The sequence below is a fragment of the Nonomuraea sp. NBC_00507 genome (assembly GCF_036013525.1).
In the GTDB taxonomy this organism is placed as follows: domain Bacteria; phylum Actinomycetota; class Actinomycetes; order Streptosporangiales; family Streptosporangiaceae; genus Nonomuraea.
Window position 1 is genome coordinate 6501042 of sequence record NZ_CP107853.1, and the last position, 21802, is coordinate 6522843.

The 21802-nt window shown below is 68.6% G+C and carries 18 protein-coding genes and 8 tRNA genes; 14 read left to right on the plus strand and 12 right to left on the minus strand.

Annotated elements, in window-relative coordinates; translation table 11 throughout:
- The first annotated feature begins 3 nt into the window (after positions 1–3).
- A complete protein-coding gene (locus OHA25_RS31360) occupies positions 4–696 on the plus strand; it encodes a M15 family metallopeptidase (RefSeq protein ID WP_327580562.1) in 693 nt (230 codons plus the stop codon).
- Positions 697–724: 28 nt separating this feature from the next.
- Here the strand turns inward: OHA25_RS31360 and OHA25_RS31365 are convergent, their stop codons facing one another.
- From OHA25_RS31365 to OHA25_RS31390, 6 genes are all read right to left on the minus strand, one after another.
- Positions 725–3271, minus strand: a complete 2547-nt coding sequence (locus OHA25_RS31365) for an ABC transporter substrate-binding protein (protein WP_327580563.1) — start codon at positions 3269–3271, stop codon at positions 725–727.
- Between the two features lie 162 nt (positions 3272–3433).
- Positions 3434–3503: transfer RNA gene (locus OHA25_RS31370), tRNA-OTHER, on the minus strand.
- Positions 3504–3539: 36 nt separating this feature from the next.
- Positions 3540–3620 (minus strand) — tRNA-Tyr (locus tag OHA25_RS31375).
- A 46-nt stretch (positions 3621–3666) separates the two neighbouring features.
- A tRNA-Arg gene (locus OHA25_RS31380) sits at positions 3667–3741 on the minus strand.
- Positions 3740–3810 (minus strand) — tRNA-Leu (locus tag OHA25_RS31385). Before OHA25_RS31385 ends, OHA25_RS31380 begins: the two co-directional genes overlap by 2 nt.
- A 7-nt stretch (positions 3811–3817) precedes the next feature.
- A tRNA-Gly gene (locus OHA25_RS31390) sits at positions 3818–3889 on the minus strand.
- A gap of 285 nt (positions 3890–4174) precedes the next feature.
- Between OHA25_RS31390 and OHA25_RS31395 the strand changes: the two genes are divergently transcribed.
- The 4 genes from OHA25_RS31395 (at position 4175) to OHA25_RS31415 (ending at position 7936) form a co-directional block, all read left to right on the plus strand.
- Positions 4175–4354 carry a hypothetical protein gene (locus tag OHA25_RS31395; RefSeq protein WP_327580564.1) on the plus strand — a complete coding sequence of 60 codons (180 nt, stop codon included), beginning with the start codon at positions 4175–4177 and terminating at the stop codon, positions 4352–4354.
- Between the two features lie 31 nt (positions 4355–4385).
- Positions 4386–4850, plus strand: a complete 465-nt coding sequence (locus OHA25_RS31400; RefSeq protein ID WP_327580565.1) for a DUF3592 domain-containing protein — start codon at positions 4386–4388, stop codon at positions 4848–4850.
- A gap of 432 nt (positions 4851–5282) precedes the next feature.
- A complete protein-coding gene (locus tag OHA25_RS31410; RefSeq protein ID WP_327580566.1) occupies positions 5283–6596 on the plus strand; it encodes a M23 family metallopeptidase in 1314 nt (437 codons plus the stop codon).
- Positions 6593–7936 carry a hypothetical protein gene (locus OHA25_RS31415; protein ID WP_327580567.1) on the plus strand — a complete coding sequence of 448 codons (1344 nt, stop codon included), beginning with the start codon at positions 6593–6595 and terminating at the stop codon, positions 7934–7936. Before OHA25_RS31410 ends, OHA25_RS31415 begins: the two co-directional genes overlap by 4 nt.
- Positions 7937–8136: 200 nt before the next feature.
- Here OHA25_RS31415 and OHA25_RS31420 read toward each other — a convergent pair.
- The 4 genes from OHA25_RS31420 to OHA25_RS31435 form a co-directional block, all read right to left on the minus strand.
- Positions 8137–8208: transfer RNA gene (locus OHA25_RS31420), tRNA-Val, on the minus strand.
- Positions 8209–8213: 5 nt separating this feature from the next.
- Positions 8214–8284: transfer RNA gene (locus OHA25_RS31425), tRNA-Cys, on the minus strand.
- A gap of 14 nt (positions 8285–8298) precedes the next feature.
- Positions 8299–8370 (minus strand) — tRNA-Gly (locus tag OHA25_RS31430).
- A gap of 39 nt (positions 8371–8409) precedes the next feature.
- On the minus strand, positions 8410–9033 hold the full coding sequence (locus tag OHA25_RS31435) for an amino acid-binding protein (protein WP_327580568.1): 624 nt from the start codon (positions 9031–9033) through the stop codon (positions 8410–8412).
- A gap of 95 nt (positions 9034–9128) precedes the next feature.
- Here OHA25_RS31435 and dusB point away from each other — a divergent pair, with 95 nt between their 5' ends.
- A complete protein-coding gene (gene dusB / locus OHA25_RS31440) occupies positions 9129–10238 on the plus strand; it encodes a tRNA dihydrouridine synthase DusB (RefSeq protein WP_327580569.1) in 1110 nt (369 codons plus the stop codon).
- Here dusB and OHA25_RS31445 read toward each other — a convergent pair.
- On the minus strand, positions 10235–11014 hold the full coding sequence (locus OHA25_RS31445; RefSeq protein ID WP_327580570.1) for a phytanoyl-CoA dioxygenase family protein: 780 nt from the start codon (positions 11012–11014) through the stop codon (positions 10235–10237). The two genes, dusB and OHA25_RS31445, sit on opposite strands and share 4 nt — an antisense overlap.
- 41 nt (positions 11015–11055) lie before the next feature.
- Between OHA25_RS31445 and OHA25_RS31450 the strand changes: the two genes are divergently transcribed.
- On the plus strand, positions 11056–12018 hold the full coding sequence (locus OHA25_RS31450) for a helix-turn-helix domain-containing protein (RefSeq protein ID WP_327580571.1): 963 nt from the start codon (positions 11056–11058) through the stop codon (positions 12016–12018).
- A gap of 54 nt (positions 12019–12072) precedes the next feature.
- Positions 12073–12342, plus strand: coding sequence for a hypothetical protein (locus OHA25_RS31455; RefSeq protein WP_327580572.1), 270 nt, complete (start codon positions 12073–12075; stop codon positions 12340–12342).
- Between the two features lie 255 nt (positions 12343–12597).
- On the opposite strand, the gene OHA25_RS31460 is transcribed toward OHA25_RS31455, so the two are convergent.
- Positions 12598–13752: an ROK family transcriptional regulator gene (locus tag OHA25_RS31460; RefSeq protein ID WP_327580573.1), complete on the minus strand. Its 1155-nt coding sequence runs from the start codon at positions 13750–13752 to the stop codon at positions 12598–12600.
- 163 nt (positions 13753–13915) lie between these two features.
- Here OHA25_RS31460 and OHA25_RS31465 point away from each other — a divergent pair, with 163 nt between their 5' ends.
- From OHA25_RS31465 to OHA25_RS31490, 6 genes are all read left to right on the plus strand, one after another.
- Positions 13916–15220: a glycoside hydrolase family 36 protein gene (locus tag OHA25_RS31465; RefSeq protein ID WP_327580574.1), complete on the plus strand. Its 1305-nt coding sequence runs from the start codon at positions 13916–13918 to the stop codon at positions 15218–15220.
- 140 nt (positions 15221–15360) lie between these two features.
- A complete protein-coding gene (locus OHA25_RS31470; RefSeq protein ID WP_327580575.1) occupies positions 15361–16155 on the plus strand; it encodes a carbohydrate ABC transporter permease in 795 nt (264 codons plus the stop codon).
- A gap of 7 nt (positions 16156–16162) precedes the next feature.
- Positions 16163–16972, plus strand: coding sequence for a carbohydrate ABC transporter permease (locus tag OHA25_RS31475; RefSeq protein WP_327580576.1), 810 nt, complete (start codon positions 16163–16165; stop codon positions 16970–16972).
- 14 nt (positions 16973–16986) lie between these two features.
- Entirely contained in the window at positions 16987–18294 is a 1308-nt protein-coding gene (locus OHA25_RS31480; RefSeq protein ID WP_327580577.1) for an ABC transporter substrate-binding protein, read from the plus strand.
- Between the two features lie 9 nt (positions 18295–18303).
- Positions 18304–19848 (plus strand): alkaline phosphatase D family protein, encoded by a 1545-nt coding sequence (locus tag OHA25_RS31485; protein WP_327580578.1) that lies wholly within the window; start codon positions 18304–18306, stop codon positions 19846–19848.
- Positions 19849–19858: 10 nt separating this feature from the next.
- The gene (locus tag OHA25_RS31490; RefSeq protein ID WP_327580579.1) at positions 19859–21796 is read left to right on the plus strand and encodes an NPCBM/NEW2 domain-containing protein; all 1938 of its coding nucleotides are present in this window, start codon (positions 19859–19861) and stop codon (positions 21794–21796) included.
- The last annotated feature ends 6 nt before the right edge of the window (positions 21797–21802 follow it).

The window sequence follows — 21802 nt, forward strand, 5'->3', positions numbered from 1 at the left end:
ATCATGAAGCCTCCCTGTCACCACCTGGAGGTCTCCATGCCCGACATCGTGCTCCTGTCCGACCCGCGGATCGCCGAGGTGCCGGTGAAGGAGTGCGGTGAAGCCCTGGTGGATCTGCGGACCCTGCCGGCACTCCGGGTCGACGAGCGCCTGGCCGACCCGGAAGGAGCCTTCGCGCGCGTACGGCTGAGCGTGGCCGACCGCCTGATCGCCGCCCAGGCACGTCTGCCCCGTGCGCTCCGGCTGCTGGTGGTGGAAGGATTCCGCCCGGTTTCCGTCCAGGAGAAGTATTTCGCCGCGTCCGTGGCCAGACACCGGGGAGCCAACCCCGGCTGGGACGACAGGCAGGTCTATGTGGAGGCCAGCCGTTACGTCTCCCCGCCGCAGGTGGCCCCGCACGTCACCGGAGGCGCCGTCGACCTGACCCTGTGCACGGCCGCCGGCACGGAGTTGCCCATGGGGACGCAGGTCAACGCCACCCCTCCGGAGGACACCGACGCGTGCTACACCGCCTACTGCGGCATCTCCGCTGAAGCCCGCCGCAACCGCGACATCCTGGCGACCGCCATGGCCTCCGCCGGTTTCGTCAACTACCCCACCGAGTGGTGGCACTGGTCCTACGGCGACCGTTACTGGGCCCTGATCACTGGCGCCCGCTACGCCTGTTACACCATGACCCAGATCCCCGCCCCTTGAGCGCGCCTTCCCGCGCGAGATTGTGCCGTCACTTCGGGGCCGCGTCGGGGAGGCGGTCGCAGATGGCGTCCTTCGGCGGCGGCTCGTTCGTGTCGAGCACCCCGCAGCGGACGACCGGCTTGGCATACCCCCACGCTGTTTTCTCCACCTTCATGATGGCGACCACCTTGTTCACCGGACCGTGCCGCTCCGACGGGGCAAAGTCGATCACACCGCCAGATCCCTCCCAGGATGAGCTGCCGGAGGTACGGGAGAGCCGGTAGAGGATGTCGCCCCTGCTGGGCAGCCCCTGATCGGTGCTGGCTGCGAGATAGGCGGCATTGGCGGCCTGGTACACCACGCTGATGGCGTCGTAGGTGAGGATGAGGTTCTCGTCCGCGGCCTTCCTGTGCGCGCCCTGGAGCAGCCTGCCGACGAACGCCGTCGGCTTGGCGGAGCCGGCCGACCAGAGGGCCCGGTTCGCCAGTGCCAGGTGGTAGACCTCGACCTGCTTCATGTTGGCGATCTCGGCGCCGTGGTCGACCACCACCTTGACGACGTCGTCACCGGCGATCACCTTGAGCACACCGGTCCCGCAGGCCTTGCCTTCGATCGCGACGAGGAAGTCGCGGAACTCCGGGGCGCGCCCCGCGTACATCAGGACGTCCGGCTTGAGCTCGCAGGCCTTCACCGCTGCCGCGGAGATCCCGCCGGCGTTCACGGTGTAGGAGAGGCGGTCCTTGACGTCGACGCCCTGCTGGACCAGCGTCGTCTCGAGGTCGGCGGCCAGGTTGTTGGTGTAATCGTCGCTGGGCGAGCCGTCCTGCACGATGACCGCCGACGTGAGCTTGAGCCTGCCGGCGAACCTGGCCGCCAGCGAGGCCTCGCGGAAGTTGGTGGGGCCCACGTGGAAGTAGTACGGAGACGGGTTGCCGGTGTCATCGAGGTAGCCGAGCCGATCCGCGGTCGCCGTGCCGGCCACCATCGGGATCTTCGCGGCGTGCAGCACGTCGACTGCCTGCCTGACTCCCTCGACGCTACGGCCAAAGCCGACCACGCCCATGACGTGCCGGTCGGCTTCGGCCAGCCTGGTGATGAGCTCCGCCGTCCGCCGGCCCTGCCGGAAGTTGTCGCCCGCGTTGGCGATCAGCACGCGCAGCCGCGGGGTGCCGGAGACCGTGCGCTGGTATTCCTCGACGGCCGCGAGTTCGGATATCGCGCTCGCCAGGCGGGTGTCGTCCGCCGCCGCCTTCTTGATCGAGAACTCGCCGAACAGGACCACGCTGACGTACCTGCCCGAGCTCGTGGCAAAGTCGTTGTTTTCGTCGATCTTCTTGATGAGGTTCTTCACCTCGCCGTCGAACAGGTCGTCCGGCGTGTCTTCCGCCGCGTTGACGACGCCCACGCACTCTCCGTCGATCCGCTCCACCCAGGCAAGGCCGCCACAGTGCGCGTCCCTGTCCTGCTGGGCCCAGAAGACCCAGGCGAGGGGCGCGGTGACCAGGAGGAGAACGGCGCCCCAGTATCCGAGCGCGCGCAACCGGCTCCGTACCAGCCGCGGCTTGTACGTCTGCGCCAGCTGGTCCGAGGGCGGGTCGGAAGACCGGAGGTCGAGCCTCAGGCGGGGAAGGCGCCGCTTCGCCAGCTCCTGCCATTTCTTGACCGCGACGTCGAGGTCGCTGAACTCCAGGGGCTTGGCTGATGTCGCGGTGGTGAAGTCGTCGGGCACGGAGGCCAGCACGATCATCGGGGGCAGTAGCCCGGTCTCCTCCGTGGTCTTCTCCAGGAGGTGAAGGAAGTCGGCGTTCACCCCCGACGAATTCTTGATCTCGAGGAGTACGAGGGAGTACAGCCCCCGGCCCCAGCTCGGCCAGGGAATGACCCACTTCTTGTACGCCGTGCGCATGTCGCCGCAGAGCGCATGGACCAAGAGCAGCTCGAGATCCGGGTCGCTCGCCTTCGCCAGGCGTGAGGCGTAATCGGGGAGCCGCTCGAACGGGGCGCGCCGCAGATAGGGCTGCTTGCGGAACCAGCCGGTGAACAGCGATCCCCTGATCGACAGCACCCCCATCGCCGCGGTGCCGATCACCGCCACCGTGCCGCCCAGCAGCCACGGAATGATGCCGACGAGGTCGGATGCGCCGCCCACCCACCAGACGGCGAACGTCCCGAGCGGGACCCACGTGGTGGCCGCGCGGGTCAGGAAGTCGGCTGTGGTCCTGACATTGTGGTCGCCGCCGCGATTGCGCCTCCTGAGCCGCTTCTTCCACTCCCCGTAGCCGCCCTCCTCAGGCTGCTTCTTCGCCCACAGGACGAACTGGACGAAGGGGAAGCGGGGCGCGGGCAGGAAGGATCCGCCTACCGGCTTGCCCAGCTTGCGGTCTCCCGCCAGGGCCTCCACCAACTCGCTCACATTCGCGTGAGCGCCCTCCTCGACCGAGGCGTACGGCACGTCGCCCTTAAAGGGCTTGGCCAGCTTTGTCAGCGCCTCGAACGCGTGCTCGCCTGTCACCAGCACGATGGGGAGTGGTGGGTCCGCTCGCCAGAACGCCGGCCGCCGAATGAGTCCAGCGATGACACCGCGCAGATCGGCCACGTGGACGTCCTCCCCTGAGTCTTACCGTCCGCACCCCGGTCAATCCATTCTGTCAAGCTCAGCCGCGCTGGACAGGCATATGGCACGAAGCTTCTGAAACGACGCTAAGGACCCACCGATGAACGGGCGGGCATACGGCTCCGCAGCGGAAGATCATCGAAGAGACGCAGGCGAGAGTCGAACTCGCTCGGACGGGCTTTGCAGGCCTGCCTCCGCACCCGCGAACTGCGCCAAGTCCACCCGGCCCTCACAATGGCGAGGCGGATCGTGCGCGAGGACGGAGTCGAACCGCCACAGCCGAAGCGTCCGGTTTACGGCCGGGTGGGCTCCCCAGGTGCCCAGCTCGCGCGAGAGGGAATGTGTGCGTAACACATTCAAGTAGCCCAGCAGACAAGTAGCCCCAGCAGGATTCGAACCTGCAACAGACCCGGCTTCGTAGGCCGGCGCTCTATCCATTGAGCTATAGGGCCGGTCCGGCGGGATTCGAACCCGCACCGCCCGGCTCCTTAGGCCGGCGCCTCTCCCATTGGGCTACGGACGCTTCAGAGCCGCAGCGGGGACTCGAACCCCGTCCTGCTGGTTGGAAGCCAGCTGCCTTACCAGTTCGGCCTCTGCGGCGTGGACCGATGTCTTCCGCTGTGGAGTTGTCAAAAAGCAAGGAAAGAGAAAGGCCGCCTGGGTATGTCCCTGGCGGCCTCCGGATCATCCTTCGTTTCGGATTACCCCGAAGCCTGCCCGATGAGCGCGCAGCCGGACACCGCAGGCCGGCGATAGAGGCACCGTTCCTGCCCGAGTGCGGCGGCTGCGTAGCGCATGGCTGGCCTTTCCATGACGTTGCGGGGGCGGCTGGGATCCGCCCCTTCCTTTCGACGTGGATCCACGTTAACGAGGGGCATTCGGTGAATGCCACTCATTTATTACCAGGACGCGTTCGCGGCCGTTTCGGTTCAGCCCGAGGCGGCGGAGCTGCTGCGGTCCCTGTCGATCATCCAGCTCGGGGTCTGCCGGGTCACCACGGAGCCGGTGACGCTGGGCGGTGATGAAGGCGGTGGTGGCCAGTGGGCAGCCTCGAGTCCCACATGACACATTGCTCCATGTTGGGCAGACTCGTCCCATGCACAACGGACGGTTATTTACCATCGTCGGCGGGATATTCGGTCTCGTCGGGCTGGTGCTGCTCTGCGTCGGCATCGCGCTGGCCGCCTCTACGGCGAGCTTCCTGGCCTCGGCCAACCAGACCGAGGGTACCGTGGTCGAGCTGACCGCACGGACCACCACGACACGGAGTTCCGGCGGCCATATCCGCCGCGACACGTCGTGGTACCCGACCGTGGAGTTCACCGTCGACGCCAGGCGGTACTCGTTTCAGAGCTCCACTGGCAGCAACCCACCGTCCCACAAGGAAGGCGAAAGCGTACCTGTCGCCTACGACCCGGACGATCCGTCCAACGCGCGGGTTGCGTCGTTCTGGTCCGCGTTCCTCGCTCCGCTGATCGTCGGTGGACTAGGCGTGGTGTTCACGCCGATTGGTGCGGTCTTGTTCGCCAAAGGACGACGGATCGCTCGGCTGCGAGCCTAATCGCAACCTGGTCGATGTGGACGCCAGTCGTACCGCTGCTCGGCCGGCAGGAAGTCATCGGTGCCGACAGCAACCGTGATCAACCCGGAACAACAACAAGCCCCAGCTCCCGGCAGGTGCCGTGAGCTGGGGCTTGGTTCCGTGGGGGGGGGGGGTTCCCGCCGCCCGAGTTGGCCCAGCGCTGGGACGGGTACGCCTGGCCGTCGGCCCGCGCCAACTCCCACGTGCCGGCCGCGCTGCCGCCCGGTTCGTCCCTCGGAGTGGACGAAGCGGATGTTTACCCTTCCTGGAGCGGCACGCGACAACCCGGTAAACATACCCGCGCTATACCGCCGCCTCCTATGGTCGGTTCCGCACAGGAGAAGTCAGCGGGAATGTGAATCGCTTGTCTGAGCATTTCCCGCCCACTCGGAATTCACCTGGAGGAATCTCATGTCGCGATCCGCAATATTACGCGGGTTCATCGCCACATTGTTCGCCGCCGCGTTCTGCGTCGTCGGCCTGGCGAGCCCGGCGCTGGCCGTACCGAACTTCCAGCTTCCCTTCCCATGCGGCCAGAAGTGGCAGCTGAACAGCTGGGCCCACGCGCCCGCCCTCGACATGGTCAAGGAGCCCGACCAGCACGGCACCGAAGGCGCCACCCTGCTAGCGGCCGCCGGCGGGACTGTGGACAGGTCCTTCTGGCATGACAACGGCGGCCACGTCGTGCAGATCGATCACGGCGGCGGCTACTTCACCACCTACATCCACCTCCAGTCCCGTGCCGTCTCGGCCGGGGACAAGGTGGAGCGGGGAACCGTGATCGGCAAGGTCGGCAGGACCGGGGCGGAGTCCAACGACCACCCCCACCTGCACTTCGAGCTCGCCTACGACGCCAACGGCGATGGGGACGCCTCGTGGGGGTTCGCCGGGTCCGAACGCATCAAGCCGATCTTCAACGGCGTCACCTACGGCCAGGCCAACGGCATGGAGTGGGACAACGTCGAGAGCCGCAACTGCGGCCCGGTGTCTCCCAAGGGCGACGCGTCCGTTTACGGCGTCCTGTCCAACGGTCTGTTGACGTACACGTCGATTGACGCGGCGACCGGTAAGCGGACGTCGGGTGCCGAGGTGTCGGCGGTGTCGCTGGGGTTCAAGCCGAAGGCGATAGCGACGCTGAATCACAACACGCTGCTGGTGACCGAGGACGGCACGGGCGGCCGCTTGTATCGGGTCGACGTCATCACGGTGAGGGATACGGTGATTTTCGAGAAGCCGGTGTTCTTGGGAACGGGGTGGACGCACGATCTGCTGGCGTATGACGGGTCGTCTTATCTGTTCGGTATCGCCGATGGTGCGTTGCGCCGGTACAAGCTGACGGCCGACAAGCCGGCGTTGGCGGATATCACGGGTAATACGCTGATCGGGAATGGGTTCACGCTGAAGACGCTGACCGCGACGGGTCCGAGCTGGATTCTGGGCACGACCTCGGCGGGTGCGCTGATCTCGTACAAGATCAATGGTGCGGAGTCGTGGCAGCGCTACCAGTTGCGTGACACGACCTGGCAGGTGTTCGACCAGTTGCTGTCGCCGGGCGGCGGTGTCTACTACGGCCACAGGAACGCCGAGGGGTCGGTGCACCGCTACTTCGATGAGAACCCGCACGACGGCCAGGGTGATGACCTGACCGGGCAGGGCGTGGTGGACGCCAACGGCTGGACGCAGGTGCTGCTGTCGGCCAACCCCGACACCGTGACCAGCTCGTGAAGGGCCTACCGGCACGCGCCGCCGTCACGGCCACGGCCCTGATCGCCCTGATCGGGTTATCCCACCCCGCGATGGCCGACCCGACGGACCCGCCGATGGAGGCGTCGGACATCACCGCCGCCTACGCCACGGTCGCCTGCGACCCCGGCGGCACCACCTCGACGGACGCGGCCCTGGCCACCCAGCTCAACAGCGCGCTCGACGACAAGATGCGCGGCTACATGACCGCCTACCGCGTCTCCTGCGCCCGCATGGTGATCAAGGCCGTGCACGACCGCGGGCTGCCGAAGCGGGCCGCCGCCATCGCGATCGCCACGACGATCGTGGAGTCCAGCATCCAGAACATCAGCGAGGAAGTCGACCACGACAGCCTGGGCCTGTTCCAGCAGCGAGCCTCCTGGGGCAGCAGGACCCAGCGCCTGAACCCGACGTGGGCCACCAACGCCTTCCTCGACAAGATGCTCCGCGTCTACCCGAACGACAGCTGGCAGACCGCGTCGATCGGCGAAGTCTGCCAAGCCGTCCAGGTCTCGGCCTACCCCGACCGGTACCAGGTCGAGGCCAGTGACGCACAGATCATCGTCAACGCCATCTGGCCCTACATCGACGGCCCCAACGGTGTGGCCTCGGTGTACGGGGTGCTGTCGAACGGTTTGTTGACGTACACGTCGATTGACGCGGCGACCGGTAAGCGGACGTCGGGTGCCGAGGTGTCGGCGGTGTCGCTGGGGTTCAAGCCGAAGGCGATAGCGACGCTGAATCACAACACGCTGCTGGTGACCGAGGACGGCACGGGCGGCCGCTTGTATCGGGTCGATATCGGCACGGTGCAGGGTACGGTGATTTTCGAGAAGCCGGTGTTCTTGGGAACGGGGTGGACGCACGATCTGCTGGCGTATGACGGGTCGTCTTATCTGTTCGGTATCGCCGATGGTGCGTTGCGCCGGTACAAGCTGACGGCCGACAAGCCGGCGTTGGCGGATATCACGGGTAATACGCTGATCGGGAATGGGTTCACGCTGAAGACGCTGACCGCGACGGGTCCGAGCTGGATTCTGGGCACGACCTCGGCGGGTGCGCTGATCTCGTACAAGATCAATGGTGCGGAGTCGTGGCAGCGCTACCAGTTGCGTGACACGACCTGGCAGGTGTTCGACCAGTTGCTGTCGCCGGGCGGCGGTGTCTACTACGGCCACAGGAACGCCGAGGGGTCGGTGCACCGCTACTTCGATGAGAACCCGCACGACGGCCGGGGTGATGACCTGACCGGGCAGGGCGTGGTGGACGCCAACGGCTGGACGCAGGTGCTGCTGTCGGCCAACCCCGACACCGTCACCTGAGAAGTCGCGAAGGCCCCGGCCTGCCGGGGCCTTCTGCGTGTACGCCCATGCCGATCAGCGCGGCCGGCGTCAACCAAGACCACCATGCTGCCCGCCCTGTGCGCCGACCGCGGCGCCACGTCCGGCGAGGTGCTCCCGATTCCTTGATCCGTAACCGGAGAAACAAGAAACCCCAGGCCGTTGACCTGGGGTTTCTGCGGTGGACGATACTGGGATTGAACCAGTGACCTCTTCCGTGTCAGGGAAGCGCTCTCCCGCTGAGCTAATCGTCCTTACGAGGTGGCGACGGGATTTGAACCCGTGTGGACGGCTTTGCAGGCCGCTGCCTCGCCTCTCGGCCACGCCACCGGGCCAGATCTCCGAGCGGAAGACGGGATTCGAACCCGCGACCCTCACCTTGGCAAGGTGATGCTCTACCACTGAGCCACTTCCGCGTTGCTCAAGTAACTCTAGCGGGTTTTCCGGCCGGATGGTTACTTGCGCAGCTGGCGGGCCACGCTTCGCTCGGTGGCGGGCAGGCTGAGGAAGATCTCCAGGATCCTGGTGAGGCGGTGGACCTCGATGCGGTGGAAGGCGGGACCTTCGGAGCGGGCCAGCAGGAGCGTGATGGCGAGCGGCGGCAGCGGGGCGTGAATGACGTGCAGGCCCTCGTCGAGCGTCATTGCCGCCGGGCGCGCGGGCACGTCGTCCGGGATGGTCAGCTCCTGCGGGGCGCGCCAGCTGGCGTACAACACGCGGTTCTCGGCGGTCGTCGCAGCCCAGTCGGCGCTGAACAGCACGGGGAGCGAGTCGACGAGCGTGGTCAGGGCCCGGTCGCCCGCCGTCGTGATGTATTTGAGTATCTCCAGCTCCGGGTAGGTGCCGGGCGCCTCGCGCGTGGTCCAGATGCCCTCGACCCGCACACCGTCGACTCCCTCCAGGCTCTTGACCAGGGCCTGCCTGGGCGTGCCGTCCGGCCAGAAGACCGTGATGTCGTCCACGGCCACACCCGCGCCACGGTCGAGGACGATCACCTGGGTGATGTCCGCCCCCGCCACACCCAGGACCTTGGTGACCTGCGCCAGCGAACCCGGCCTGTCGGGCAGTGCGATGCGCACGCGAAGAAGCATCCATCCCCCATCCACCGAAGATGCTGCTTCTCACCCTATCCGCGAATACCGCTCGCGACCTGACCTGCGCTACAACTGACGGAGTGAAGATTGGGCCGATTGGGGTTTGGCCGCCGGTGGTGCTGGCGCCGATGGCGGGCATCACGAACGCGCCGTTCCGGGTGTTGTGCCGGCAGCAGGGCGCCGGGCTGTTCGTGTGCGAGATGATCACGACGCGTGCGCTGGTGGAGCGCAATCCCAAGACGCTCAGGATGATCAGGTTCGCCGAGTCGGAGCAGCCCAGGAGCATCCAGCTCTACGGGGTGGATCCGGGTGTCGTGGGGCGGGCGGTCAGGATGATCGCCGAGGAGGACCTGGCCGATCACATCGATCTCAACTTCGGGTGCCCGGTACCCAAGGTGACCAGGCGCGGGGGAGGGTCCGCGCTGCCGTACAAGAGGAATCTGCTGCGGCGGATCCTGCGGGAGGCGGTCGCCAACGCCGGAGCGCTTCCCGTGACGATGAAGATGCGCAAGGGGATCGACGACGATCACCTGACGTATCTGGACGCGGGGCGCATCGCGGCGGAGGAGGGCGTCGCGGCGGTCGCGCTGCACGCCCGTACGGCCAGGCAGCACTACGGCGGCGTTGCCGACTGGGAGGCCGTCGCCCGGCTGAAGGAGGCCGTGCCGGAGATCCCCGTGCTGGGCAACGGCGACATCTGGTGCGCCGACGACGCGCTGAGGATGGTGGCGCGGACGGGGTGCGACGGCGTGGTGGTCGGGCGCGGCTGCCTGGGGCGGCCGTGGTTGTTCAAGGACCTGGACAACGCGTTCAACGGCAGCCCCGAGCGGGCTCGGCCGACGCTCGGCGAGGTTGCCGAGATGATGGCCAGGCACGCCGAAGGGCTGGCCGAGTGTTTCGACATTGAGCGGTACGCGGTGGCCGACTTCCGTAAGCACGTCGGCTGGTATCTGAAGGGGTTCATGGTCGGCAGCGAGCTCCGGCGGGAGCTGGCCACGGCCGAGTCGCTCGACGGGCTGCGCGAGGGGCTGGCGAAGCTCGAGCACGACCAGCCGTGGCCGGCCAACACCGACACGCCGCGGGGCAAGTCGGGTGAGCGGTCCAAGGTGCTTCTTCCCGACGGGTGGCTGGACGATCCGTGGGACTGTGTGGTGCCCGAGGACGCCGAGTCGGACATTTCCGGAGGCTAGTGGGGGCCGGCGGCCTCCGTGCCGCAGGGGCCGCCGCCCACGGCCTGCTCCAACTGGATGCGCTCGCCTGACATGGTGAGCGTCGGGTAGTACTCGGCGATGCGCTCCGCCGAGCGGCCGGCGTAGTGGCAGATGAAGCTGCGCCTGAAGCGGTCGGTCGTGCTGTTCGGCTCCGAGCCGTGGACCAGGCTGCCGTTGAAGAACAACACGTCCCCGGGATCCATGTCGACCGGCACCTTCTTCAGGCCGGGTGGCGGCGGCACGTACTCCCTGGTGAACGAGACGCCCTGGTCGGCTTCCTCCGGGCAGAACAGGTCCATCAGGTGCGTGCCGGGCACGACCTCCAGGCCGCCGTTCGCCCGGTCGACCCGGTCGAGCGCCACCCACGCGGCCACGCAGGTGCCCGGCTCGACGCGGAGGTAGAAGTTGTCCTGGTGCAGCGCCTGCCCTCTCGCGCCCGGCGGCTTGAAGTAGAACATGCTCTGGGCTGCTATCGGCTCCTCGCCGAGCAGGTCGCGGAGTATCGCGGCGATGCGGGTGTCGAGCAAGTAGCGAAGGGCCAGGTCGTTGACCTCGTGGGGGTGCATGATGCGCGGGTATTCGCGCAGGATGTCGTATGGCCGGCCGGGCTCCTGCGGCTGGGGCGAGAAATGACCGGGGATGGGGCCTCCGGCGTGGATCGCCATGAACTCCTCGCGCAGCTCGGCCACCTCTTCGGGGGCGAGCAGGCCAGGCACCAGCATGTATCCCTGCTCGTGGAAATCGTCGATCCTCATGTATTTCACGCTAAGGACTCGGATCGGGTAACGGTATGCCTGTGATTGCTGAGGACTTGTCCGTTCCTGCTGCCGAGCTGATGATCGTGGGCCACTACGACAAGCTCCCGGGGTATGGGACGCGGCGGCCCGCGGGGTCGCCCAGCTGGCTGCTGATGTGGACGCAGACGGGCGCGGGGCTGGTCACGCAGGGCGGTGCGGCGTTCGAGGTGCGGGCGGGGGATCTGGTGGTGCTGGGGTCCGGCGTGGCGCAGCACTACAGGGTGGCGCCCGGGGCGTCGCGGTGGCGGTTCTGGTGGGTGCACTTCCAGCCGCGCGCGTCGTGGGCGGCCTGGCTGGGGCCGTACGGGCGGGGCGGCGGGTGTCACGTCGTCCCGCGGGTGCCGGAAGGGCTGCACGAGCGCATCGACCTGGCGTTCGGGCGGGCGCTCCGGGACGCCAGATGGGTGCCGCCGACCCCGTCCCGCGCCCTGCTCGACAGGACTGCCGACCAGGCCGTCACCGTGACAGGACTCGGGCATGGCGCCGAGCAGGCGCTGGGGCGTGGTGGCGAGCCGGTGCCTGCGGTCGTCGTGGGCGGGCCGGCGCGGGAGCTGGTGCTGGGCGCCGTCGAGGAGGCACTGGTGCTGGCCACTGCCGCCGCCCGTCCTGAGGGGGCGAGGCAGTCCGACGAAGGCGACGAACGGGTGCGGCGCGTCCTGGCGATCATCGCCGCCGAACCGGGCGCCCCGCACTCGGTCGCCTCGCTCGCCCGCGCGGTCGCGCTCTCGCCCTCCCGGCTGGCCCACCTGTTCACGGCCCAGACCGGCCGCACCCCGATGCAGGCCGTCCGGCAGGCGCGGGTACGGCACGCGGCCGGGCTGCTGGAGGTGACCGACCTGGACGTCGGGCAGGTGGCGGCGGCGTCCGGGTTCGTCAGCCCGTTCCACTTCAGCCGCGCCTTCAAACGCGAGTACGGTCTCCCGCCCCGCGACTACCGCGCCCGCCTCCGGCCTCAACCCTGATTCAGGCCCAACGCACCGTCGCATTGTGCTAGCGATATGCGAAAGCATCGTGTCGTGGCAGGGATCGTGTATATCCGCGACATGAACGAGGACATCGTCGACGAGCTCAAGCAGCAGGCCGCCGAGGCGCGCATGTCGCTGTCCGCCTACGCGGGCAAGTTGCTCACCGAGAGCGTGGCGCTGCGCCGCAAGGGCAGTTCCGGCATGGCCGCCAAGCTTCGGCAGCGGGCCGCGGGCAGACGCGCTCGAGGTGCGGTGACGCCTTCCCGCGAGGACATCTTGGACGTCGTCCACTCCCAGCGGGAGGGACTCGATCACGAGTGATCGTAGACAACTCGCTGCTGGAAGCACTCACCGCCAGCGAACCGCACGAGGATCTGCTCTCCGTCATGGACCGCACAAGCACTGGACATGCCGCTGGCCACCTGCGATGCGCAGCAGCTCCCGGCGCATGGAGGCTCGCGGAGACTGCACAACGCCCAGGTGCTGGTGCTGCCGCAGACCTGAGCTGACCCCGAGCCCAGCCCGAGGTCGTGGCCTGTGCCGCGAGCTGGGGCTTCTTGTGTTCCTGTGAGGCAGTTAGCGGGTGAGGGGGAGGGGGCCCTTGTCGGGGGTGAAGAGCTGGTCGTCCAGGTGGTCCACGGCGTAGTCGATGGCGCCGACCACCACGCACTCGTCGCCCAGCGTGGACGCCCGTACCTCCGGCATGCGCATGCACACCCGCTCCAGCCGGTCCCGAAGACGATCGAGCAGCACGTCGGACGACCGTGAGAACCCGCCGCCCAGCACCACCATCTGCGGGTCCAGGATGAGGACCATCGCGCCCGTCCCCACCGCGAGGTCGTCGACGTACCGTTCGACGGCCTCGATGGCGACCGGGTCGCCGTTCCTGGCGGCGGCCAGGGTGTAGCCGGCGGCGTCCTCAGGTGGTGTTCCTTCGGGTACGCACGCGCAGGTGTTCAGGTGCTCGGGCGCGTCGAACCAGCGGGCCTCGGGCAGCATGGAGATCTCGCCGGCGGCCGCGCCGAAGCCCCTGTGCACCTTTCCGCCGATGATCAGCCCGGCGCCCATACGCCGGCCGACGTGCAGGAACACCACGTCCCTGGCTCCCCGGGCGACGCCGCGGCGGGCTTCGGCCATGGCGGCCAGGCGGCTGTCGTTCTCGATGAGCACCTGGCAGGGGAACATCTCGCGCAGCTTGCCCGCCAGGTCCAGGTCACGCCAGGCGGGCACGGCGGCCGAATAGATCACGCGCCCCTCGACGTCGATCACGCCGATCGTGCCGACCGCGATGCTCCACAGGTCCGCGACCGTCGTACGGCTGAGCGCCAGACACCCGCTGACCGCTCGGTCGATCGCGGCCAGCCGCTCGTCGAGCGGGGCGTCGGGCAGCACCGGCTGCCGGGTCTCGGCGAGGATCTCGCCGTCGAGGTCGGACAGGGCGGCGCGGATGTTGTGACCTCCTATGTCGACGCCGACCAGGTAGCCGCTGTCGGCGCGGAAGCGGTAGCGGCGGGCGGGACGGCCCATCGTGCCCGGGCTCGGTGGCACCTCCTCCACCCAGCCCAGGGACATGAGCTCGTCCGTGACCTCTTTCATGGACGGCCGCGACAGGCCGGTGCGTTCGGCGAGCGCGGACAGGGTGAGCGGCCCCGCCCTGCGTAGTGCCCGGATGGCGGTCAGCGAGTTGAGCTGCCGCAGCCGTGACAGGTCGCCGCCGCGTAGATCCGCCATCCGCCGTCCTTAATGTAGTTCTCCTCTGTAACTAGAGATTATGCCAGTGTTCGACCTGTGTGCACGTTCTCCCATATCTCCGGAGAAATCGGCCGTTGACCCTCTCCTGAGCTCAGTGCTACTAATGAAGGGCTCCTACGTAAGTTGAGAGGAATGAGGTCTGATGTCGTTCGCGGACATCGGCGAGATCACGTGCGTCCCCGGCCGGGCGCGGGTGTTCGAGCACGGCTGGCAGTCGTGGAGCCCCACGGGCGCCTACGGCCTGGACGACGCCCCGCCTCGGCCCGCCGGCGAGACGATCCAGGTCCTCTGCTACCGCCCCGAGACCCCGGTCCCCGAGGGGGTGTTCCAGGGGGAGGGCTTGCTGGCGGTCGAGCCGGGGGACGGTTCCGTGGAGCTCTGGTCCGCGCCGGGCCCGTCCCAGGTGCCGTCGATCAGGGCGCGAGTGGCGGAGCCCGGTCGGCTGGTGATCTCCGCCGACGGTCCGGTACGCCACCACCGCGCCGAGGGCGGCCTGGCCCAAGCGCTGCGCGACTGGGCGGACACCATGGCGGAGCCCAGGACGTTCCCCGCGGTCCCGCCCATGTGGTGCACCTGGTACGGCTACTGGGACAAGGTCACCGACGCCGACGTCATCGAGAACCTGGAGCTCGCCTCCCGGCACGGGCTGCCCGCCGACATGTTCCTCATCGACGACGGGTACGAGGCCGAGATCGGCGACTGGCTGGAAGGACGGCCCGGGTTCGGATCGCTGGAGCGGGCCGTGGACGCCGTCACGGCCACAGGCCGGCGGGCCGGGATCTGGACCGCGCCGTTCCTGGTCGGCCACCGGAGCCGGGTCTTCCGCGAGCACCCCGAGTGGCTGGTCGACGGGGCCTACGCCGGCCGTATGTGGAACCAGGACCTGGCCGTGCTCGACGTCACCCACCCGGGAGCGGCCGAGCACCTGGTGACCGTCTTCCGCACGTTCCGCGCCATGGGGATCACCCACTTCAAGCTCGACTACCTGTACGCGGGGGCGCTGGCAGGCGAGCGGCACGACGACCTGGACCCGATCGCCGCGTACCGGCGCGGGCTGGAGCTGATCCGCGAAGGCGGCGGCGCCGAGGCCACCTTGCACGGGTGTGGCGCGCCGATGCTGCCCAGCATCGGGCTGGTCGACATCATGCGGGTCAGCCCGGACATCGCGCCGACCCTGCTGCCCAGGTCCGGGGACATCAGCCAGCCGTCGCAGCTCGGGGCCCGGCTCACGGGGGCCGCCAGGGAGTTCCTGCACGCCCGGTGGTGGGTGAACGATCCCGACTGCATCATCCTGCGGCCCGAGGTCGAGAACAGGGAGCAATGGGCGGCGCACATCGCCGGGACGGGCGGGCTGCGCGGGGCGAGCGACCCGATCGCGGCGCTGGACGAGTGGGGCCTGGAGACGACCCGCCGCCTGATGGTCCCGACCGCCACGGACCCGTCGTGACCGGCCGAGCCGCCGGCGCCCGCCTCCCGTTGCGGGCCGTGCGTGGCCGAGCGGGCGGAAGGCGATGGGGGAGCGGGTGGCACGCCTACCTCTTCATCGCGCCGAGCCTCTTGGGCGTCCTGGCGTTCCTGCTGCTCCCCATGGTGATCGTCCTCGTCCTGAGCCTGTTCGACTGGGAGTTGCTGTCCGCTCCCGAGTTCGTCGGCCTGGACAACTACCACCGCCTGGCCGCCGACGGCGAGACCTGGCACTCGCTCGGGGTCACGGCCGGCTACGTCCTGCTCTGCATCCCGCTCCAGACCGTCCTCGCCCTGGCCCTGGCCATGCTGCTCAACCAGCGTATGAAAGGCGTCAGGTTATATCGGTCGCTCTTCGTCATCCCGTGGATGGCCACGCCCATCGTCCTCGCCCTCATCTGGAACTGGATCTTCGACCCGCGTGACGGCGCGCTCAACAGCGCCCTGGCCCTCGTCGGCATCACCGGCCCCGACTGGCTGTCCGATCCGGACTGGGCGCTACCCGCCGTCGCCCTGGTCAGCGTCTGGCAGCACACCGGCTACAACATGCTCTTCTTCCTCGCCGGGCTGCAGGGCATCCCGCAAGAGCTGCGCGACGCGGCCGCCACCGACGGCGCCACCGCTGCGCAGCGGTTCTGGCGGGTGACGCTGCCGCTGCTCAACCCCACGATGTTCTTCGTCACGGTGACCAACCTCATCGGCGCCTTCCAGGTGTTCGACACGGTGTACGCGATGACGGACGGCGGGCCGAGCGGCAGCACCGAGGTGCTGAACTTCCGGATCTTCCAGACCGCGTTCAAGGAGTTCGACTTCGGCTACGCGGCCACGCTGTCCGCCCTGCTGTTCGCCGTCATCCTCCTGGTGACGCTGGCGCAGGTCAGGTTCTTCGGCAAACGCACCACCTACGACCTGAGCTGAGTGACCCATGCCCAAGCGAATCCTGCTGTACGCCGCGCTCGTGGCCGGCGCCTTCATCTCGGTCTTCCCGTACCTGCTGGTGGTGCTGACCGCACTCAAGACGCAGGCGCAGCTGAGCTCCACCCCGCCCTGGCTGCCCGGGCTGCCGCCGACCACGGACAACCTGGCCAAGATGCTCGGTGGGGACTTCCCCCGCTATGTGCTCAACACGGCCGTGATGACGGCGCTGCTCACGGCGGGGCAGCTGGTGTTCACGACGTTCGCCGCGTACGCGTTCGCCCGGCTGCGGTTCAAGGGCAGGGACGTCCTGTTCTGGCTGTACGTGGCCACGATGATGGTGCCGAGCGCCGTCACCATGATCCCGCTGTTCCTCATCATGCGGGAGCTGGACCTGGTCAACACCTGGTACGGCCTGCTCGCCCCGTACATCCTCGGCACCCCGTACGGGATCTTCCTCATGCGGCAGTTCTTCAAGAGCCTGCCCGCGGGGCTGGAGGAGGCGGCCAGGATCGACGGGGCGGGACCGATGACGATCCTGCTCCGCGTCCTGCTGCCGCTCTGCCGGCCTGCGCTCGGCACGCTGGCGATCATCACGGTGATCTCGTCCTGGAACAGTTTCCTCTGGCCGCTGATCATCACGAGCGGTGACGACACCAGGGTGATCACTGTCGCGATCGCCACGCTCAAGGACGGCATCGGCGTCGACTACCACCTCATGATGGCCGGCAGCCTGATCGCGCTGGCGCCGATGGTGGCCGTCTTCATCTTCTTCCAGAAGCACATCGTCCGGTCTGTGGTCCTCACAGGCCTCAAGTAAGAAGAGGTCAGCGAATGTTGAAATCCCCCCGGATTCGCTGGGCCGGGGCGCTCCTCGGCGCCGCCATGCTCACCCTCACCGGCTGCTCGTCAGGAGAAGGAGGCGGCAGCGCGGACAAGGTCACGTTGACGTACCGGCTCTGGGACGACCAGCAGAAGGCAGGCTACGAGAAGGTCATGGCGGCCTTCGAGAAGGCCAACCCCGGCATCGACGTCACCATCGAACTGCTGCCGTACGACCAGTACTGGACGAAGCTCACCGCCGACGTGGTCGCCGGCACCGCGCCGGACGTGTTCTGGATGACGCCCACCCAGTTCCCCGAGTTCGTCACCAAGGGCGTGCTGTCGCCGGTCCAGGCCGACACGGCGAAGTACCACCAGACCGTCGTCGGGTCGTTCACCTACGAGGGCAAACTCTACGGCGTCCCCAAGGACTGGGGGATCGTCGGCCTGCTCTACAACAAGGACCTGTTCGAGCAGGCCGGAGTGGAGATGCCGGACAAGCTCACCTGGACGGCCGACGGCACCGGCACCCTGCTCGACACGGCACGCAAGCTCACCGTGGACGAGGGCGGCAAACACCCCGGCGAGGCGGGCTTCGACCCCGCCAAGGTCAAGACGTACGGCTTCGCCTCCTGGAACCACTACCAGACGCAGTGGATGAACTGGGTCAGCTCCAACGGCGGCAAGCTCGTCGACAAGCCTTTCGGCAAGTACGTCTTCAACGACGCCGCCTCGGTGCAGGCGCTGCAGTTCGGCGTGGACCTGGTCAACAAGCACCACGTGGCCCCGCCCGCCACCCAGACGAACCCGCCCACCGGCAAGATCACCGACATGTTCAAGGCGGGCCGGATCGCGATGTTCCCCGCCAACAACGCGCTGCTGCCGTTCGTGGCCCCGGAGGCGACGTTCGAGGTGGGCGTCGCGCTCATGCCGGAGGGCCCGGCCGGCCGCTCCGTCAACCTCAACGGCCTGGCCGAGGCCGTCTACGCCAAGAGCGAGCACCCGCAGGAGGCCATGAAGCTGGCCGCCTACCTCGGCACCCAGGAGCCGCAGAAGCTCATGGCCGACGGCGGCTACGCCTTCCCCGCGCTCAACGGCCTCTCCCAGGGCTACGTCGACTACTGGAAGGCCAAGAAGGTCGACGTCTCGCCGTTCGTCGACGAGGCGGAGGGATCCACCTTCCCGCTGCCGATCACCACCGGCTTCACGGGCTTCGAGACGAAGCTTAACCAGATCTTCAACGAGATGTACCTCGGCAAACTCTCTCCGCAAGAAGCCGCAGACCAGGCTGTCGCCGCAGGTAACGCCACCCTCGAGTAAGGACCCCCATTGATCACCCGGCGTTCACTCTTCGCCGGGGGCGCGAGCCTGGGCCTTTCCGCCGCACTGGGCACCCCACCCGTGCGCGCGGCCGCCCGCCGTGCCCCTCTGTCCGACCCTTTCCAGCTCGGCATCGCCTCGGGCGAGCCCACGCCCGACGGCGTCGTCCTGTGGACGCGGCTCGCCATGGACCCGATCGCCCTCGACGGCCTCGGCGGCATGCCGAGCCGCCCGATCCCCGTCCCATGGGAGCTCGCCAAAGACGAGAATTTCCGACATGTCGTGCGCCGCGGCGCCGAAGTCGCCCGCCCCGACGCCGCCCACAGCGTGCACGTCGAGCTCGACGGCCTCGACCCGGGCGCCGAGTACTTCTACCGCTTCAAGGCCGGGAACGAGCTCAGCCCGGTCGGCCGCACCCTCACCGCCCCCGCCCCCGGAACCCGCAGCCGGCCGCTGAACCTGTCGTTCACCTCGTGCGCTGACTACCAGGCCGGCTGGTTCACCCCGTACCGCCGGATGGCCGAGGACCAGCCCGACCTGATCGCCTTCCTCGGCGACTACATCTACGAGTACGGCGACTACAAGTACCCGGTCCGGGATCAGGCCGGCGGCGAGTGCCTCGACCTGGCCGGATACCGGGTGCGCCACGCCCAGCACAAGGCCGACCCCGAGTCGCAGCTCGCCCACGCCATCGCGCCGTGGGTGGTGGTGTGGGACGACCACGACATCGAGAACGCCTGGGCCGGCGACGTGCCCGAGCAGCCGGACCCGCCGTTCCTCAAGCGCCGGGCCGACGCCTTCCAGGCGTACTACGAGAACATGCCGCTGCGCCGCGCCCAGAAGCCGGACGGGGCGGCGCTCAAGCTCTACCGCAGCATCCGCTGGGGCGCGGTCGCCAACCTGCACCTGCTCGACACCCGCCAGTACCGCGACCTGTACGCCTGCACCGGCAGGAGCGGCACGGTCGGCCCCGACTGCCTGGACCGTTTCGCGCCCAACAGGACGCTGCTCGGCCGCGACCAGGAGGCCTGGCTGGACGGCGAGCTGAAAGGTTCGCGCGCTACCTGGGACCTGCTCGGCCAGCAGGTCTTCTTCATGGAGATGGATTGGGCCAACGGCCCTGGCAAGGGCTACTCGAACGAGGGCTGGGACGGCTACGTGGCCTCCCGTAACCGCCTGACCGCCGCCTTCGACGCTTACAAGCGGAATGCGGTCGTGCTGACCGGCGACGTGCACTCCCACTGGGCCGGCGAGATCAAACGCGACCATCAGGATCCGGAGTCGAAGTCCGTCGCCGTCGAACTGGTGACGACGTCGGTGACGAGCGCGGGCAACGGCCTGGACGAATACCCCAACACGCAGGTCCTGCTGGATGAGAACCCGCACGTGAAGTTCTTCAACGGCCGCCGCGGCTACGTCAGGACCAGGATCACCCAGCGGGAGATGAAAGTGGACTTCCGCTCGCTGTCGCGCATCACCGAGCCGTACGCCCCGGCCTACACCTCCGGCTCGTTCGTCATCGAGCCGGGCAACCCCCGACTCAACCCCGCCTGACAGGACTCCCATGCGTACGATCACGGCCGCCACCGCGGCGGCCCTTCTCGCCCTGCCCTTCGTCCCGTTATCCAGCGCCGCCGAATCCGTGTCCGGACCGCCGATGGGCTGGAGCAGCCGTTCACTCGGCTGCTCGGTCTCGGAGTCGTCGCTGCGACAGGCCGCCGACGCCCTCGCGACCCTGGCTCCGCTCGGCTATCGGTACGTCATCGTCGACGACTGCTGGCTCGCCCCGCAGCGCGCGGCCGGCGCCCTCGCCCCGGACCCCGCCCGCTTCCCCGGCGGCATCAAGGCGCTCGCCGGCTACGTGCACGGCAAGGGCCTGAAGCTCGGCCTCAGCCTGTCGGCCGGCACCAAGGCCTGCGCCGGCGGCGGCCCCGGCTCGTACAAGAGCGAGGCCGCCGACGCCGCCCAGGTCAAGGAGTGGGGCGTCGACTACGTCAAGTACGACTGGTGCAACATCCCTGCGAGCGACTTCCCCGGCCAGAACGTCCAGCAGATCGGCCAGGCCCTCTACCCGCGCATGCGCCAGGCCCTCGGCGGCGACGTCGTGTTCGCCATGAACAACGAGGACGGCAGCACCGTCCCGTGGCTCTGGGGCAAGGACGCGGGCGCCACCACCTGGCGCACGAACGTCTACAACCGGCCGATCGCCGACGCGTACGCCACCATGGTCGACATCTGGGAGTTCAACCAGCTCAGGGCCGAGTACGCGGGCCCCGGCAGCTGGGCCGACCCCGACCTCCTCCAGGCCGGGCGCGGCGGGATGACCGACACCGAATACCGCACCCAGGTCACGCTCTGGGCCATGGGCGCGGCCCCGCTCATCCTGCAGGCCGACCCGGCCAAGGCGCCGCCCGCGATCGTCGGCAACCCCAAGGTGATCGCCGTCGACCAGGACACGCTCGGCGCCCACGGGCGGCTCGTCAAGAGCGACGGCTGGTACCACGTGGTGTCCAAGCCCTTGGCGGGCGGCGACCGGGCGATCGCCCTGTTCAACGAGAGCGACCGCGCGGCCACGATCTCCACCCGGCTCGGCGCCTCCCGTTACCGGGTCGAGGAGTTGTGGACTGGTGCGGTCACCTCGTCGGCAGGCGAGCTCGCGGCCCAGGTGCCCGCGCACGCGGCCCTGCTCTACCGGGTGAGCGAGAGCCGCGAGCAGGCGCCGCCGCTGGTGACGTTCGAGGCCGACCCGCCCGCCTTCCTCGGCGCGGACCGGCCGTCGGTGCTGGAGCCCGGCCGCACCGGCGAGATCGTCACCCGGGTCACGAACACCGGGGCCACCGCGCGGCTGCGCGACGTCGAGGTCACGGCCGCCGCACCGCCCGGATGGCAGGTCACCGCCCGCACACCGGCCAGGACGAGCCGGCTCGACGGCGGGGAGACGTTCACCGTGACGTGGGCGGTCACCCCACCGGCCGACGCCGCGCTCCAGAACCACGACCTCACCTTCTCGATGGGCGGCCAGAGCGCGACCGCCGTCGTGGCCGTCGCCAAGTCACCTGGGGCGGGGCGGACGTACCTGAGCGACCTGGCCTGGACCAGCGTCAAGAACTACTTCGGCCCGGTCGAGAAGGACACCAGCAACGGCGAGCGGGCGGCCGGCGACGGCCGGCCGATCACCATCGAGGGCGTCACGTACGCCAAGGGCCTCGGCACGCACTCGCCGGCCGAGATCGAGTACTACACCGGCGGGCGCTGCTCGACGGTCGAGTTCCAGGCCGGGATCGACGACGAGGTCGGCGCGGCCGGCTCCGCCGGGTTCGAGGTGTGGGCCGACGGCGGCCGGGTGGCTTACTCGGGGCTGCTCACCGGCGCGATGCCCGCCCGCAAGGTGACCGCCTCCATCGAAGGTGCCCGATATATCCGGTTGGTCGCGACCAATGGCGGCGACAACGCCACCTCGGACCACGCCGACTTCGCCGACGCCACCGTCACGTGTAAGTAAGGAGTA

Excerpts from the sequence above, each read along its gene's own strand:
- OHA25_RS31475 (WP_327580576.1), top strand. The coding sequence starts at position 16,163 with ATGCCCAAGCGAATCCTGCTGTACGCCGCGCTCGTGGCCGGCGCCTTC.
- OHA25_RS31480 (WP_327580577.1), top strand. The coding sequence starts at position 16,987 with ATGTTGAAATCCCCCCGGATTCGCTGGGCCGGGGCGCTCCTCGGCGCC.
- OHA25_RS31470 (WP_327580575.1), top strand. The coding sequence starts at position 15,361 with ATGGTGATCGTCCTCGTCCTGAGCCTGTTCGACTGGGAGTTGCTGTCC.
- OHA25_RS31465 (WP_327580574.1), top strand. The coding sequence starts at position 13,916 with ATGTCGTTCGCGGACATCGGCGAGATCACGTGCGTCCCCGGCCGGGCG.
- OHA25_RS31490 (WP_327580579.1), top strand. The coding sequence starts at position 19,859 with ATGCGTACGATCACGGCCGCCACCGCGGCGGCCCTTCTCGCCCTGCCC.
- OHA25_RS31360 (WP_327580562.1), top strand. The coding sequence starts at position 4 with ATGAAGCCTCCCTGTCACCACCTGGAGGTCTCCATGCCCGACATCGTG.
- OHA25_RS31460 (WP_327580573.1), bottom strand. The coding sequence starts at position 13,752 with ATGGCGGATCTACGCGGCGGCGACCTGTCACGGCTGCGGCAGCTCAAC.
- OHA25_RS31395 (WP_327580564.1), top strand. The coding sequence starts at position 4,175 with ATGCCACTCATTTATTACCAGGACGCGTTCGCGGCCGTTTCGGTTCAG.
- OHA25_RS31400 (WP_327580565.1), top strand. The coding sequence starts at position 4,386 with ATGCACAACGGACGGTTATTTACCATCGTCGGCGGGATATTCGGTCTC.
- OHA25_RS31445 (WP_327580570.1), bottom strand. The coding sequence starts at position 11,014 with ATGAGGATCGACGATTTCCACGAGCAGGGATACATGCTGGTGCCTGGC.
- OHA25_RS31410 (WP_327580566.1), top strand. The coding sequence starts at position 5,283 with ATGTCGCGATCCGCAATATTACGCGGGTTCATCGCCACATTGTTCGCC.